13 protein-coding genes are annotated in these 14,705 nt (G+C 75.9%); all 13 read left to right on the top strand.

Annotated features, from left to right (window positions below; translation table 11 throughout):
• The first annotated feature begins 240 nt into the window (after positions 1-240).
• The 13 genes from AB0J08_RS11535 to AB0J08_RS11595 all read left to right on the top strand — a co-directional run bounded on the left by AB0J08_RS11535 (position 241) and on the right by AB0J08_RS11595 (position 14,609).
• Entirely contained in the window at positions 241-1,092 is an 852-nt protein-coding gene (locus AB0J08_RS11535; RefSeq protein WP_360630726.1) for a hypothetical protein, read from the top strand.
• 264 nt (positions 1,093-1,356) lie between these two features.
• Positions 1,357-1,854: a hypothetical protein gene (locus tag AB0J08_RS11540; RefSeq protein ID WP_360630728.1), complete on the top strand. Its 498-nt coding sequence runs from the start codon at positions 1,357-1,359 to the stop codon at positions 1,852-1,854.
• On the top strand, positions 1,848-2,792 hold the full coding sequence (locus AB0J08_RS11545) for a hypothetical protein (protein WP_360630731.1): 945 nt from the start codon (positions 1,848-1,850) through the stop codon (positions 2,790-2,792). Before AB0J08_RS11540 ends, AB0J08_RS11545 begins: the two co-directional genes overlap by 7 nt.
• A 227-nt stretch (positions 2,793-3,019) precedes the next feature.
• The gene (locus AB0J08_RS11550) at positions 3,020-3,769 is read left to right on the top strand and encodes an SAF domain-containing protein (RefSeq protein ID WP_360630734.1); all 750 of its coding nucleotides are present in this window, start codon (positions 3,020-3,022) and stop codon (positions 3,767-3,769) included.
• Between the two features lies 1 nt (position 3,770).
• Positions 3,771-5,123, top strand: coding sequence for a hypothetical protein (locus AB0J08_RS11555; RefSeq protein WP_360630737.1), 1,353 nt, complete (start codon positions 3,771-3,773; stop codon positions 5,121-5,123).
• Complete coding sequence (locus AB0J08_RS11560) at positions 5,113-6,720, top strand: ATPase, T2SS/T4P/T4SS family (protein WP_360630740.1); 1,608 nt, start codon at positions 5,113-5,115, stop codon at positions 6,718-6,720. Before AB0J08_RS11555 ends, AB0J08_RS11560 begins: the two co-directional genes overlap by 11 nt.
• On the top strand, positions 6,717-7,715 hold the full coding sequence (locus AB0J08_RS11565) for a type II secretion system F family protein (RefSeq protein WP_360630743.1): 999 nt from the start codon (positions 6,717-6,719) through the stop codon (positions 7,713-7,715). The genes AB0J08_RS11560 and AB0J08_RS11565 overlap by 4 nt, the downstream gene beginning before the upstream one ends.
• On the top strand, positions 7,712-8,590 hold the full coding sequence (locus AB0J08_RS11570; protein ID WP_360630746.1) for a hypothetical protein: 879 nt from the start codon (positions 7,712-7,714) through the stop codon (positions 8,588-8,590). The genes AB0J08_RS11565 and AB0J08_RS11570 overlap by 4 nt, the downstream gene beginning before the upstream one ends.
• 57 nt (positions 8,591-8,647) lie before the next feature.
• Positions 8,648-8,932: a hypothetical protein gene (locus tag AB0J08_RS11575; RefSeq protein WP_360630749.1), complete on the top strand. Its 285-nt coding sequence runs from the start codon at positions 8,648-8,650 to the stop codon at positions 8,930-8,932.
• A 35-nt stretch (positions 8,933-8,967) separates the two neighbouring features.
• Positions 8,968-9,342, top strand: coding sequence for a TadE/TadG family type IV pilus assembly protein (locus AB0J08_RS11580; RefSeq protein ID WP_360630752.1), 375 nt, complete (start codon positions 8,968-8,970; stop codon positions 9,340-9,342).
• A gap of 86 nt (positions 9,343-9,428) precedes the next feature.
• Entirely contained in the window at positions 9,429-9,827 is a 399-nt protein-coding gene (locus AB0J08_RS11585) for a TadE/TadG family type IV pilus assembly protein (RefSeq protein WP_360630755.1), read from the top strand.
• 292 nt (positions 9,828-10,119) lie between these two features.
• Complete coding sequence (locus tag AB0J08_RS11590) at positions 10,120-10,626, top strand: hypothetical protein (protein ID WP_360630758.1); 507 nt, start codon at positions 10,120-10,122, stop codon at positions 10,624-10,626.
• Positions 10,626-14,609, top strand: coding sequence for a BTAD domain-containing putative transcriptional regulator (locus AB0J08_RS11595; protein WP_360630761.1), 3,984 nt, complete (start codon positions 10,626-10,628; stop codon positions 14,607-14,609). Before AB0J08_RS11590 ends, AB0J08_RS11595 begins: the two co-directional genes overlap by 1 nt.
• Positions 14,610-14,705 lie beyond the last annotated feature (96 nt).

Genomic DNA, 14,705 nt, shown 5'->3' on the forward strand with positions numbered 1-14,705 from the left:
GGCGGTAGCTTGTCGGGCGGCGCGGTGGAACGTGCCGCCGGCACGGGCGGTACCGGGGGTCCGCGCGGCCCGGCTCCGGGACGGCCGGGGTGCGGGGCAGGTCACGGGGCACGGCAGGGCAGGGCAGGCAGGGCAGCGCAGCACAGGGCAGGGCAGGGCAAGGCAGGTCAGGGCAGGGGCGCGGCGGTACGCAGGCGCGGCGGGCGGTTCCGGGATCCCGGGGCCGGCGAGGAGGGGGCGGTGCGGGTGGTCAGTGGGGTCGACCTTGTGGTGATCGGGGCGGACGGCGGGCCGGACCGCGGCTTCGGCGGTTCGGCGCACGCGGCGGACGGCGCCCGGCTGCTCGCCGACGTCCTGCCCGGCATGTGCTTCGACGCCGGCTCGGGCGGCTGCCGGGTCGCCGTGGTGGAGCCGGGCGCGGACGCCAACACCATGCTCACGGCGGTGCGGGAGGCGGCCGGGCGGCCGGGCCGGTGGCTGCTGGTCTGCCTGGTCGGCCAGCTGGTGGCGGACCCGCGCGGCCGGCGGCTGGCCCTGGTCACCGGCGGCAGTACCGCCGACAACGCGTACCGGCGCGGGCTCGCCTGGGACTGGGTGGTCAGCGCGATGGTCCACGGTGACCAGGAGGAGGCGCTGCTGCTGGTCGACGCCGTCGTGGACCGCGACACCTGGGCGGCGCTCGAACGCGGTGGCGGCGAGGACGGCGCCGGCGAGCTGCTCAGCTACCCGCGCGTCCCGCTCTGGGGCCGGATCGGCCGCTACACCCCCGGCAGACGCGGGCGGGACGCCGTACTGCCGGGCGGTGAGGGGTCGTTCAGCCGGGCCCTGACCACCGTGCTCGGTCAGGGGCTGCCCGGAGCGCCGGCCGCCGTCGCCCCGCTCGACCTCCAGCCGGCCGTCGCCGGCCTGCTCGACGGCGGTGATCCGGCCGGTGCGCCGGGCGCGCGCCTGCTCGTACCGCCGCAGGGCGGGCGCCTGTTGATGCGCAATCGGGCCGCGGTCCGGGGCGCATTGGCCGGATTGTCGCTTTCCGAAGAACTGTTGGCCGTCCTGTGGCGCGAAAGTGCCCCGACGGATCCTCCTTCCGCGTAAGGTCAGGTGGCCCGGGGTGTTGCCGTGAAGGGGCGGGTTGGCGAAGAATCGATGCTCTCGCGGCAACACCGGCGGGGCAGCGGAATTCTTCTGGCGACCACAGACCACGGATGGGGTCGGTCGCGACGAGGTGGGGCGATGCGGCGGCGCGGAAATGTATTGCGCCCTGGGGCGGTTGGGGTCGCTGGGCTGGTTTTGGCGATGCTTCTGAGCGCTTGTGCGAGCAGTGGTGGCGCCGGTTCCGTCGATCGTCTCGGGACGGCAGTGCCCACTGGTGCGGGAGTGAACCCGGTAACTCCTTCGGGTGGTTCCGCAAACGTCGGGATCGCGCCGACCGACGGACCCGAGGGCGCCGTCGGCCGCCTGGCGCTGAGCACCTATCAGGACTGGTGGCAGACCCAGGTGACGGAGTTCGGCCGGACCGATTCGGACGGCTCCCCGTTCGAGACCTACTCCTCCGGGAAGGCGCTGGGCGACGCCCTCGTAAATCTCCGTCAGCTCCATGACGCCAAACTGGTGATGATCGGCAGCCCGCGGAATTCACCCGTGGTGAAGACCGTCGATCTGAAGGCGGACCCGCAGACCGCCGTCATCGAGGACTGCCTCGATGTGACCGACTGGCACCAGGCCGATGCCACCACCCGCGCCGTAAAGGATCCACCGCGGCGGTTCACCCGGTACATCGCGACCGTTTCCCTGCGACAGTTCCAAGCGCGTTGGCTGATCCACGAGTTCAAGCGGGAGGTGGACCGAACATGCTGAAACCGGTACGGCGATTCGTGATCCGCGTGCTGTTGGTCGCGGGATTGCTGTTATCCCCGGCCGCGCCCGCGATGGCGGACGAACCACCGATCGGCGGGGGCGTCACGCACTGCCAGGTGAACGTCATCTGCGAGGAGCACACCACGCCCGGCGGCACGCCGTCCCCGGGCGGTGGCGGGTCGGGCGGTGGCGGGAGCTCCAGCGGTCCGCAGCTGTGCAGTTGGAACGGGCAGGAGTGGCCCTGCCACGACCCGGAGCTCGGCTGGTTCAGCAGCTCGACCGGCTGCTACTACCGCGAGCTGAGCCCGCAGCCCGAGGCGGGTTCGCCGGCCTGGGGCGGTCACCAGCCTTCGGAGGGCACGGTCTACGCCGAGACCTGCCGCTTCACCGACGGCTCCATCGGCACGGCCGCGCCGAAGTTCTTCGCCCAGGCTCCCGCCGGGCCGCCGCCGCTCAACCCGGTGGCGGAGGCCCGCAAGATCATGGACAGCATCGTCCTGCCGTTCCCCGAGCCGGGCGTCGCGCCCAAGGGCACGGCCGTGGTCGGGCTGCCGGTCTGGCTCTGGCTGGAGAACGCCAAGGCGCCGGCGCCGAAGTCGGTGAGCGGCGGCGGCATCACGATCACCGTCACCCCGCACCTGCAGTCCGTGGTGTGGGACCTCGGGGACGGCCGGCCGGAGACCTGCGCCAGGGAGGGTGCCGCGGCCGGCACGCCCTACGAGGCGAAGTACGGCTCCGCGAAGTCGCCCACCTGCGGCCACGAGTTCACGACCGGCTCGGCCGGCAAGCCCGACGGCACCTTCGTGGGGAGCGTCAAGGCCAACTGGGTGGGCGTGGTGACCGTCACCGGCAGCACCCAGAAGGTCGATCCGATCAATGTCCCGCTCACCTTCACTCCGCTGGAGCTCAGGGTGGGCGAGGTGCAGGTCCTCAACTGACGGGCGTGCGGCGGGAGCACCCTCCCGCCGCGCACCCGCGAACGCGCGTCAACCCGCTCGTGGCAACGCGCACGCATCAACGCATCAACGCATCAACGAGAACGCACAACCTGAGCGCAGAACGTGTCCGAACGACGTGGGAAGGCCGGAACCCGGTGGAGAACCGTACATTTGCGACGCCTGGGTCCGGCGCGGCCGGGACCGGGGCCGCGGCGGTGTCCGTGGCGGTGCCGGAGCAGGGGCGCGGCGCGCCGCACGCCCCCGGGCGGAACCTGCGGGCACGACGCCGACGGCCGGCCGTGCTGGCCATGGCGGTGGCCCTGATAGCCGCCGGCGGGCTGGGCGGCGCGGTGCTCTACAACAGCACCGGCCAGCGGGTCGCCGTGCTGGCACTGGCCCGTGACGTGCCGTTCGGACAGGTGGTGACCGACGCCGACCTGGTGGTGGCCCGGATCGCCACCGACCCGGCGCTGAAACCGCTGTCGGCCGAGGACCGCAAGAAGGCGGTCGGGCAGCGGGCCACCACCGACCTCAGGCGCGGCGCGCTGCTGCTGAGCGCCGACGTCGCCCCGAACCTGGCCGTCCAACCGGGCCAGTTGGTGGTGGGCGTGTCGGCCAAGCGCACCCAGCTGCCGGCGGCCCGGCTGCAGCCCGGCGTGTCGATCGTCGTGGTCTACACGCCCGACAGCGGCCGGCCGGAGTCGCTGTCCGCACTCGTCGTCACGGTCGGCCGGGTGGACACCGACGGCAGCCAGGTAGTGGACGTGGCGGTGGCCGCGGCCGACGCCCCCCGGCTGGCCTCGTGGGTCGCGAGCGGGCGGATCCAGGTGGTGCTGGCGCCGCGCGGCGCGGCGGGCGGCGCACCCACGCCGTCCGGGACGGCCGCCCCGTCGGGGGCACCCTCGGGCACCGCGGCGCCGACCGCTCCCACCGCGTCGGCAGGCTCCGCCGCGCCGTCCGGGGCGGGTGGGGGCTGAGATGGCGGTGATCGCGGTGGTCGGCGGCCCGGGGGCGCCGGGCGCGACCACGACGGCCCTGGCGCTGCTGCTGGCCTGGCCGCTCCCGCCCGGGCGCCGGATCGTCCTGGTGGAGTGCGACCCGGACGGCGGCGCCGTCCTGGCCGGCGCCCTGGAGGGCCGGGTCGAAGCGGTCTACGGGCTGCGCAACCTGGCGGTCGCGGACCGGCGCGGGCTGCTCGCCCAGACGCTCTGGGAGCAGCTGATCGACCTCTCGCCGGAAGGCAACGCCGAGCGGCTGCTGCTGCCCGGCCTGACCGACCCGACCCAGGCCCCCGGGCTCGCCTACACCTGGGAGCCGCTGATGGAGGTGCTGCACGGGCTGGAACCGCAGGGCTACGACGTCATCCTGGACCTCGGGCGCTCCGGGGCCGGTGGGGCGAGCGCCGTCCTGGCCCGCCGGGCGGACGTGGTGGCGATGACCGTGCGGACCACCCTGCGCGGGCTGAGCGCGGCCCGGCCGCGGCTGTCCGCGCTGGCGGAGGACCTCGCGACCGCCGGCACCGGGGCCGACGCGCTGGGGCTGCTGCTGGTCACCGAGGGCCCGTACTCGGGCGCGGAGGTCTCGCGCGAGTACGGTCTGCCGGTGCTCGGCCTGCTGCCGTACGCGGCCCGCACCGCGCGAGTCCTCTCGGACGGCGGCGACGTCACCGACCGGCGGTTCATCCGTTCCGAGCTGATGCGGACCGCCCGGTCGGCGGCGGACGAGATGCAGTCGCTGGTGCGCCGCCGCCGGCAGCGGCTGGCGCCCTCGGCGGCGCCTGCCCAGGTCGGGCCGGGGCCCGCTCCGGAGGGGGAGGGGCAGGAGCTCGGGTACGCGCCGGCGCCCCCGCCGTACGGGGCGGTGCCGCCGGCTCCGGTGATCACCACCGGTCCGGTGGCCCCGCTGGCCGGGTTGGCACCGCAGCCGGCCGCGCCCGCACCGTTCCCGGCGCACGTCCACCCGCAGCAGCAGGGGCCGTCGCCGCAGTCCGACGCCTCGGCGCAGTCCGGCGGGCCGGAGCAGTACGGGCCGGAGCAGTACGGGCAGGCGCAGTACGGCGGGTCGGAGCAGTACGGCCAGGCGCAGTACGGGCAGGCGCAGTACGGCGGGTCGGAGCAGTACGGCCAGGCGCAGTACGGGCAGGCGCAGTACGGCGGGTCGGCACAGTACGACCAGGCACAGTACGGCGATTCGGCGCGGTACGGCCAGGTCCCGCCGGAGCAGGCCGGGCCCTACGGGCAGCCGCAGCCGCCCTCCGCCCAGGGACCGCAGCAGCCGCCCGCCGGTCCGGAGTCCCACATCGCCTACGGGGAGGTGCTCCGTGCGCGGTAGCCCCCTGCACCAGCATCCGGCGGCCGACCCGGCCGCACTGCCCTGGACGGCGCCCCAACAGGCGCCCCAGCCGGGGCCGGTGACCCCCGGCCCGGTCGGCCCGGTCGCGCCCGTCGCGCCCCGGCCGGGCGCGGACCAGGGCGGCGCCGCGACCCCCACCGCCGTCCCCTCCCAGCTGCCCGCGCTCGACCTGCGCGGCGCCGGCACCCGGCCGGCCGTCGACCCGCAGGTCGCGCGTGAGCTGAAGCGCCAGGTGGCGGCCGAACTGCACCAGCAGATCGCCCGGTTGACCGCGACCTCCGGCGTCGAGCCGGACCGCGCCACCCGCCGCCAGCGCGGGCGGGCCCTGATCGAGGAGGCGGTCGCCCGCTGGTCCGACGCGTACGCGCAGACCCACGGCATCCCGCCGACCCGCGAGCAGGACCGCGCGCTCGCCGAGGCTGTCTTCGACCTGCTCTTCCGGGCCGGGCGGCTCCAGCCCTACCTGGACGACCCGGACATCGAGAACATCCTGATCAACGGCTGCGACGACGTCTGGATCTCCCGGGTCCACCAACCCCTGCGCCAGGTCCCGCCGGTGGCCGACAGCGACGCCGAGCTGATCGAGCTGCTCCAGGACCTCGCCCGCCAGCACGGCGGTGGCGAGCGCAGCCTCTCCACCGCCAGCCCGACCCTCGCGCTCCGGCTGGAGGGCGGGATGCGCCTCCAGGCGCTCACCGAGGTGACCCCGCGCCCGTACGTCGCGATCCGCCGCCACCGGGTGGCCTCGGCGACGCTGCCCGAGATGGTCCAACTCGGCACCCTGGACACCACCCTGGCCGCCTTCCTGGCCGCGGCGATCCGGGCCCGGAAGAACGTGATGATCACCGGCACGCAGGGCGTCGGCAAGACCAGCCTGCTGCGCGCGATGGCCGCCGAGATCCCGCCGGACGAGCGGATCGGCACCCTGGAGTCGGAGTTCGAGCTCTGGCTGCACACCCTCGGGCACCTGCGCCAGGTCGTCCCGATGGAGGCGCGGGAGGGCAACGGCGAGCGCGTCGAGGGCCGTCCGGCGGGCGAGTTGAGCATCGGCGACCTCATCCCCGCCGCACTGCGGATGACGCTCTCCCGGATCATCGTCGGCGAGGTCCGCTCCGGCGAGGTCGTCCCGATGCTGCGCGTGATGACCAACGGCGAGGGCGGCTCGATGTGCACCCTGCACGCCCGCGGCCCGCACATGGTCGTCGACCGGATCGCCGAACTCTGCCTGGAGTACGGCTCGCACATGACCGACACGCTCGCCTACCGGCTCACCGCCAACGCCGTGGACCTCATCGTGCACGTCTCGATGGTCGACGAGACGGCCCTCGGCGGCCGGCGCCACCGCTTCGTCTCGCACGTCCTGGAGGTCGCCGGCCTCGGGGAGACCGGCCGGCCCGCGCTGAACACCGTGTTCGGCCCGCGCCCCGAACTCGGCGAGCCGCGCGCCGTCCCGCACACCCCGCCGAACTGCCTGGACGACCTGCGCCGGGCCGGTTTCGACGCCGCGCTGCTCGGCTCGCGGTACGGCAGCTGGGGCCGGCCGCTGCAGTTGCGGATCGGCGGTGGGGCGCGATGACGCTGCTCTTCGTCCTCTGCGGCCTGCTGGTCACGGCCGGCCTGGTGACCCTGGTGGCCTGGGCCCGCGGCAGCGAGGAGACCGGGGACCCGGCGGAGGACGGCCGGTCCGGCCTCGGCCCGCTGGCCGCTCGCGGACAGGTGTTCTGGTACGGCGGGCCGGGCGCCGCCTCCGCCCGGACGGTGCGCCTGCGCCGGATCCAGCTGCCGGTCGCACTGATCGCCGCGCCGCTGGGCTGGCTGTTCACCGGCATCCCGCTCACCGCCCTGCTGGTGCCGCTGGCCGTCTTCGGCCTGCCCTGGCTCTTCGACACCACCCGCTCGGACACCCACCGGATCGAACGGCTGGAAGCGCTCTCCGAGTGGACCCAGCGCATCGCCGACGTGCTGCTGCTGGGCGTCGGCCTCAACCAGGCGATCGTCACCAGCCGCCGCACCGCGCCCGCCGCCCTGGAGGACGAGATCGGCGAGCTGGCCGCCCGGCTGCAGGCCCGCTGGCGGCCGGAGGAGGCCCTGCGCGCCTTCGCCGACAGCCTCGCCGACGCCACCGCCGACAAGGTGCTCGCCGCACTGCTGCTGCGTGCCGGGGACAGCGGCCCCGGCCTGGCCCGGGCGCTCGCGGACATGGCCGACTCGGTCCGCGAGGAGGTCCGCCAGCGCCGGGCGATCGAGGCCGACCGGGCCAAGCACCGCACCACCATCCGCTGGCTGGTCGGCATCATCGTGCTGGTCGTCGTGATCGGCTCGTTCAACACCGACTACACCAGGCCCTACAGCACCGCGCTGGGCCAGATCGTGCTCGCCGTGGTCGCCGCGCTCTTCGTGGCGATCATCGCCTGGATGCGCGCGCTCGCCGCGCACCCGCCGGTGCCGCGCCTGCTGGTGGCCGACCGGCGCAGCCGCAGCGGCGGCCGGCGGCGCGGCACCGGCCGGCCGGCCGGCGGCGAGCCGCAGGACACCGGTGACGACCAGCGACTCCTCGGGGAGGTCCGGTGATCTCTCCCTGGTCCGTGCTGGCCGGCGCGGTCGCGGCCGGCGGCGTCGCCCTGCTGATCTCCGAACTCCGGCCCGCACCGCCCGACCTGAGCCAGGCCCTGGACCGGTTGCACCGCACGCCCGCGGACCGGGCGCCCGATCCGGACGAGCGGCCGAGCTGGTACGACCGGATCGGTGAGAGCTCGATCGGGCTGCGCGGGGTGCGCATTCCGCAGCGCGAGCTGTCGCTGATCGGCCGGACCCCGGCCCGGTTCATGGCGCACAAGCTGCTGTTCGCCGTGATCGGCCTGGTGCTGCCGGCCTATCTGGCGGCGATGGCGGTGCTGCTCGACATGGGGCTGCCGTTCGCGCTGCCGCTGGTGGTCGGGCCGCTGCTCGCCGGGCTGCTCTGGTTCGTCCCGGACGCCATCGTGCGTGGCGAGGCCAAGGAGGCGCGGACGGAGTACCTGCACGGCATCGCCGCCTACCTGGAACTGGTCGCGCTGGAACGGGCCGCCGACCTCGGGCCCGCCGAGGCGCTGCGCCGCGCCGCCTCGGTCGGCCGCGGCCCCGTCTTCCGCCGGATCCGGGACGCCCTGGACCGCGCCGCGACCGACCGGCTGCCGCCCTGGGCGGGGCTGGACGCGCTCGCCGCCGAGCTCGGCCTGACCCCGTTGCAGGACGTCGCCGACATCATGCGGCTGTCCGGCACCGACGGCGCCGCCGTCTACGACACCCTGCGCGCCCGCGCCAAGGGCCTGCGGGGCGAGCTGCTCGCCGAGGACCTCGCCCGGGCCAACGCCGACAGCGAGCGGATGGTCGCGCCCGGGGCCGCCCTGACCCTGCTGATGACCGCCCTGATCGTCTTCCCCGCGCTCCACCAGATGCTCGCCTGACACCGACCCTCGTGCCGGCGAGCAGCTGACACCACACCAACCCCCGGGAGTCCTCCGATGTCCGACCAGCTCAAATCCCTGGCAGGCCGGCTGATCCGGCCCACCCTGCTGCCCGTCCAGTTCGCCCTGCTGCTCTTCCAGTTCCGGGTCGGCCGGCTGAAGGCGGCCAAGGCGCGCGGCGACCGGGGCGCGATCAGCATCGAACTCGCCCTGGCCATCATCGCGCTGGTCTTCGTCGCCGGCGCCGTCGCGGTGGCGCTGTACGCGCTGAAGGACAAGGTCGTGAAGAAGGTCGAGCAGGACCCGAACCTGCCCGGTGCGGGCGGTGCGGCGACCCCTTGACGCACCGACCCCGTCGCCGCCGCGACCGAGGAGCGATGAGCCTGAGCCTGGCCATCGTCTTCCCGGTCGTCCTGCTGCTCGTCCTGATCGTCGTCCAGGGCTCGATGTGGTGGTACAACCGCCAGCTCGCGCTCACCGCCGCCCGCGAGGGCGTGGACGCCGGCCGCGTGCAGGGGAACCAGAGCGACGAGGTGAAGGACGCCGCGGCCAGGCGGCAGGCCGAGGACTTCCTGCAACGCCAGGGCGGCCCCGGCTACCGCGTGCGGACGGACGGGAGTTCACCGGTGCTGATCCGGGTCACGGTGGAACTCACCCCGCCGGTCCTGATCCCCGGCGTCACCCCGCCGACCATCACGCAGCACGCCGAGGCGCCGCGCGAGCGCTTCGTCCCGCCGAGGGCGGCGCCGTGAGGCGGGCCGAACGTCCGGCCCGGTCCACCGGGTGGGGCGGCCGGGTGGCGCGCCGGCGGTCGGCGCGCGGGCGGGACGCCGGCGGTGTGGCGATCGAGGCGGCGATCGTCGCCCCGGGCGTCGTCGCGCTGATCCTGGTCGCCGTCGCCGCCGGGCGGGTGCAGACCGCGGCCGGCACGGTGGAGGCGGCGGCCCGCTCGGCCGCCCGGACGGCCTCGCTGGCGCGCAGCGTGGACGGGATGGACGAGCTGGTCAAGAAGACCGCCGCCGAGACGATGCGGCAGCAGGGCGTCATCTGCCGGGACAGCGACACCGTGGTGAAGCACGGCGAGCTGACCAGCCACGGGGCGACGCTGGCGACCGTCGAGGTGACGGTCCGGTGCGAGGTGGGTCTGAGCGACCTCCTGCCCGGACCGGGCATGCCCGGGACGAAGAGCCTCCGAGGCCGGTTCGTCTCGGTGGTCGACCGGTACCGGGCCGGGTGAGCCGGGCGATGCCGGTGAGGTGGACGGCCGAGGGGCCGCGCCGGTGCCGAGAGGGTGGGCCCCTCCGGCCGACCGGCGGGCACGGAGGGCGAGCGGGGGAGCGCCGACCGCCGGCGCCGGACGGGAGCGGCGCGCGGGCGAGCGGGCGGGTCGCGGCCGACGAGGCTTCCGGGCGGGGATTGGGGACGGCCCGGGCGGGGGAGACGCAAGCGGAGAGCTCCCGGGGGACGGCAGGGCGAGGCGGAGCGGTCCCCGGTGGGGCCGCCAGGGAGACGAAGGTGCGGGAGGGGGCGTGACGGTGCGCATACCCGGGGGGGAACGGTGGGGCGGCCGGGCCGTCCGGCGGTGGTCCGACGGCCGGTGGTCCGGCCGGAGCGGCCGTGAGCGGTCGGACCGCGGCGCGATCGCCATCTTCGTGGCGATCTGTGCGGCGTTCCTGGTGCTGATCATCGCCCTGGTGGTGGACGCCGGTGGCCGGTTGCGCGTCGCCGAGCGCACCGACGGCTACGCCCAGGAGGCGGCCCGGGTGGGCGGTCAGCAGCTCGACGAGGCCGCCGTGCTCCGGGGCGAGGGCTACAAGATCAAGCAGGACTACGTCAAGGACGCTGCCAACAGCTACCTCGCCCTGTACCACCTCTCCGTCCACGACGTGGCGTTCTCGGACGACGGTTCGTCCGTCACCGTCACGGTGCAGGCCGAGTACAAGCCGGCGCTGCTGGGCGAGCTCGGCAAACAGAAGGTCACGGGCAAGGGCAGTGCCACCCTCGTCCACGGAGTCGAGAAAGCGGAGACCGACTGATGGTCGCGCCACGTGCCAAGGACCAAGCCCGCGCCGGACGCCCGGCCCGGGGGGTGCCAGCCTCGGCGGGAGCCCGCCGCCGGCCGGCCCCGCTGCCACCGCGCCGCGGCGGCCGGGGCGGCGCCCTGCTCACCGCCGTCGCCGCGCTGGTCGCGCTGCTCGTCCTGCTGGTCGGCGTACCCGCGCTGCTGCTGTACGGCACCGGGGCGGTCGCCGCGATGGGCGAGGTGGCGCCGGACGGCGTCGGGCAACTGCTGACCAGTCCCGACGACGGCCGGCTCTTCCTCTGGTTGCTGGTCGTGGTCGGCTGGCTGGGCTGGCTCTGCTTCGCGTTCTCGGTGCTGCTGGAGATCCCGGCCCAGCTGCGCGGGCGGATCGCCCGGCGGATCCCGGCGTTCGGCTGGAGCCAGCGGGTCGCGGCCGGCCTGGTCGGCTCGGTGATCGCCCTGCTGCCGGTGGCCGGTTCGGCCTTCGCCGCCGCCCCCGACCGGGCGCCGGCCGTGGCCCAGGCCCAGCCGGCCGTCGGCGTGCAGCGGGCCGCGCTGCCCGCGGCCCAGGCCGCGCCGGCGCTCGCGCCCGCCGCCGACCAGCAGCCCAGCTACACCGTCCGGGACAGCCGACCGGCCGACAGCCTCTGGTCCATCGCCGAGCGCCAACTTGGCTCGGGGGAGCGGTGGGTGGAGATCGCCAAGCTCAACGACGGCCGGACGATGGGTGGTTCGGGAGTACGCTTCGACGCCGAACGGCCCATCCAGCCCGGCTGGGAGCTGCTGATGCCGGGCGACGCCAAGGCCGACGAGGCCAAGAGCGCTCCCGCGCCCGCGCCCGTGCCGAGTGCACCGAGCGCGCCGGGGACGGGCACCGACGGGAACGCCGGGCGCGGTACCGTCACGGTGGCCGCCGGGGACAGCCTGTCGGCCATCGCCGAACGGGAGTTGGGGGACGCCGAGGCCTGGCCGAAGCTCTTCGAGGCGAACCAGGGCGTCCAGGCGCCGGACGGGGAGCGGCTGACCGATCCGGACGTGGTGGTGCCGGGGATGGTGCTGACGATGCCGGGGGCGGCTGCTCCCACGCCCGCACCTGCACCTGCTCCTGTGCCTGCTCCCGCGCCTGAACCTGCCCCGGCCCCGGCCCCGGCTCCCGCTCCGGCGCCGGCCGACCAGGCCCCCGCGCCCGCCCCGCAGGCGCCCGCCACCCAGGCCCCCGCCCCGCAGGCGCCCGCCACCCAGGCCCCCGCCCCGCAGGCCCCTCCCACGCAGGCCCCGGAGCCGGACCGGACGCCCGCGCCGACCCAGGCGCCCACCGACGCCCCGGCCCCGGCCGCGCACGCCGAACAGGCCCGGAGCGACGACTACACCGTCGCCCTCACCGCCTCCACCGTCGGGGTGCTGCTCGCCGCCATGATGGTCGGCACCGTCGCCCACAAGCGCGGTACGCAGCTGCGCGCCCGCCGTCCACGCCACCGCATCGCACTGCCGGCCGACTCCGCCGCCGCGTTCGAGGCCGAACTGAAGGTACGTCAGGACGATCGCGGCCTCGACCTGCTCGACCGTGCCCTGCGCACCCTGGCCCGCAACACCGTGCGCGGCGGCAAGCGCCTGCCCGCGATCGTCGCGGCCCGGATCACCCCCGGCCACACGGTCGAACTGCACCTCTCCGGCCCGGCCACCCCGATCGCGCCGTTCCGTGCCGCCCACGCCGCCCACGTCTGGTGGTGCGCGGCCGAGGCCGGGGAACTCCTCTCGCCCTCCCAGGCCCGCAAGACCGCCGCGCCCTACCCGGCGCTGGTCACCCTCGGCACCGCACCGGACGGCTCGGTCGTCCTCGCCGACCTGGAGACCGTCCGGCTGCTCCACCTCTCCGGTCACCCGGACGACGCCCGTGACGTGCTGCGGACCCTGGCCATCGAGCTGGCCCACAGCCCGCTGGCCGACCGCCTCCACCTGCATCTGGTCGACCTCGCCGAGGAGTTGCCGATCAGCGGGCCGGCCGCCGAGCGGGTCCACCGGCACCCCACCCTGGAGGCGGCGCTCACCGCGCTCGGTCCGCGCACCGCCAAGGCCCGCGCCACCCTGGTCGCCGCCGAGTCCGCCAGCCCGCGGGACGCCCGCAGCCGGGGCCTGGCCGACGAGTCGTGGGTCCCGGAGATCGTGCTCTGCGCCCAGCAGCCCGGCGGCGACATCCCGGCCGAACTCGGCCGCCTGCTCGACGCCCGCCCCCGGACCTGCGTCGCCGTGGTCACCCGCGCGCCCGAGCGCGGTACCGGCCCGGTCGCCCGCTGGACGCTGCCCGCCACCGGCCAGGCGACCATTCCCGGCCTGCACGTCACCGTCGAGCTCCAGCGTCTGACCGACGGGCAGTACGAGCAGGTCTCCGAGCTGCTCCGGGCCGCCGACGACAGCACCCAGCACCCGGCCCCCGCCTGGACCCTCGACGGCCCCGGCAATGATCTCGAACCGGCCGAACTCCCGGCCCCCATCCCGGTGCTGGCAGCGGTGGGCGCCTCGGTGACGCCGTTCGGAGGCGGTTTCGACAGCGCTCTCGACCCCGGATTCGACGGTGACGGTTTCGACGGCCGCGGTCTCGACGGCGGCGGCTCCGGCGGCACGGACGACGGCGCCGGGGCGGCCGGTCCGCGGCTGCTCGCCCGGGTGATCGGCACCGGGGTCAGCCCGTTCGCCGGCACCGATCCGGCCGCGCCCGCCGCCGCTGCCGGCCCCGCCGCGCTCGGCGCCGCCGGGGGGCCGGCCTCCCGCTTCCTCGTCAACGGCCTCGGTCGGCAGGCGAGCACCCCGGCGGTGCCGCCGGCCGGACCACCCACGGCGACGCCCGCCCCGGCCGCCGCCGACGGGAGGTCCGAAGGGGACTCCGCCGAGGGCGACGCCGACGAGACCACCCAGAACCTCCGGCTGCCGGCCGCGGTCGAGGCCCAGGTGGTCGTCCCCGTCCAACCGCTGCCCCCGGCCGCCCCCGGGCCGGAGCCGGTCGCGGAGCCCGCGCCCGTGCTGGAGCCGGTGCCGACGCACGACCCGGCCCCGGCACCCACCGGCGCCGACCCGAGGGTCCCGGCCCGTCCCGAGCCGGCCCCGGAGCCGGCCTTCGAGCCCTCCCCGGAGCCGGCTCCCGGCCCGGCCGCCGCCCCGGTGGCGCGCACCACCCCGGTGCGCAGCGACAGCGACGACCTGTTGGCGATCCTCCGCTCCCCGGAGGCGCACGCCGTCCGCACCGCCCCCCGGATCCGGCTGCTCGGCCCGGTGGACGTGGCCGGTGCCAACGGCACGGTCGAGCCCGGCGCCCTGCCCCGGCTCACCGAACTCGCCGCCTACCTGGCCCTGCGCTCGGGCGCCGACCACGCCGCGCTCGACCACGACCTCCACCCCGGCGCGGCCCACCTGGACACCCATCCCACCGTCGCCGACGCCAAGAGCCCGCTGCCCGGCAAACTCGCCGATCTGGCCGCCTGGTTCGGCACCTCGGCCGAGGGTCGGGCCTTCCTCCCCACCGACACCACCGACGGCTACGCCTTCGCCCCGACCGTCACCTGCGACTGGGACGAGTTCCGCGGCCTCTACCGGCGCGGCATGCGCAGCACCAGCGCCACGGCGGACGCCGCCCTCGCCCACGCCCTCGCCCTGGTCCGGGGAGCTCCGTTCGCGGAGGCCCCGCCCGCCGCGTACGGCTGGGCCGAGGCGGAGCGGCAGGACATGATCGCGGCGATCGTCGACACCGCCCACGAACTCGCCGCCCGCCGCCTCCAGTACGGCGACCACCGCAGCGCCGAGGCCGCCGTCTTCCGCGGCCTCGCGGTCGCCCCGGACGTCGAGCTCCTGCACCGCGACCTCTTCTACGCCTATGCCTCCGCCGGCGCCCGGGACCAACTCCTGCGCGCCGTCAACCGGCTGGACGCGCTGAGCCGCCGCACCGGCCGGGACCTCGACGCCGACACGGTGGCCCTGCTGCGGGACCTGCTCTCGGGGGCGTGAGCGGGCGGCGGGCTCCAGGAAGGGCGGCCGGGTGAGCGCCGTCCGGGCGAATCCGGGTGATCGCGAGCGATGGTGACGGCCGGTGGGTGCGGGAGG

This window comes from Kitasatospora sp. NPDC050463, assembly GCF_040655255.1.
GTDB lineage: Bacteria > Actinomycetota > Actinomycetes > Streptomycetales > Streptomycetaceae > Kitasatospora.